Below are 623 nucleotides of genomic sequence, written 5' to 3' on the forward strand. Positions count from 1 at the left end.
CGCCAGTGCGGAGTCCAACGGTGGAGTACGGGTCATGCCCCTCGGCGACTCCATCACCGAAGGCACCCAGGTCCCCGGCGGCTACCGCATCGGCCTCTGGCAACGCCTCGCCACCGGCGGCTACCGCATCGACCTCGTCGGCTCCCAATACAACGGACCCGCCAACCTCGGCGACCACGACCACGAAGGCCACCCCGGCTGGCGCATCGACCAGATCGACGCCAACATCACCACCTGGGCCCGCACCTACAACCCCCACACCGTCCTACTCCACATCGGCACCAACGACATCCTCCAGAACTACAACGTCAGCACCGCACCCAACCGCCTCTCCACCCTCATCGACCACCTCACCACCACCATCCCCACCGCCGAAATCTTCGTCGCCCAAATCATCCCCCTGGCCAACACCGGCCAGGAAAACGCCGTCCGCACCTTCAACGCCACCATCCCCGGCATCGTCCAAACCAAAACCAACGCCGGCAAACACGTCCACCTCGTCGACCAACACTCCGCCCTCACCACCGCCGACCTCATCGACGGAATCCACCCCACCGCCAACGGCTACGACAAAATGGCAGCCGTCTGGTACAACGCCCTACGCACCGTCCCCGGCAGCATCG

Annotated in this window: 1 protein-coding gene; it reads left to right on the top strand. The window is 65.3% G+C overall.

All coding sequences use genetic code 11. The annotated features are described in order from the left end of the window. A partial coding sequence (locus ACXN5W_RS30385) for an SGNH/GDSL hydrolase family protein (RefSeq protein WP_473161819.1) occupies window positions 1-623 on the top strand: 623 nt, incomplete at both ends.

The sequence above is a fragment of the Plantactinospora sp. A48 genome (assembly GCF_055793945.1).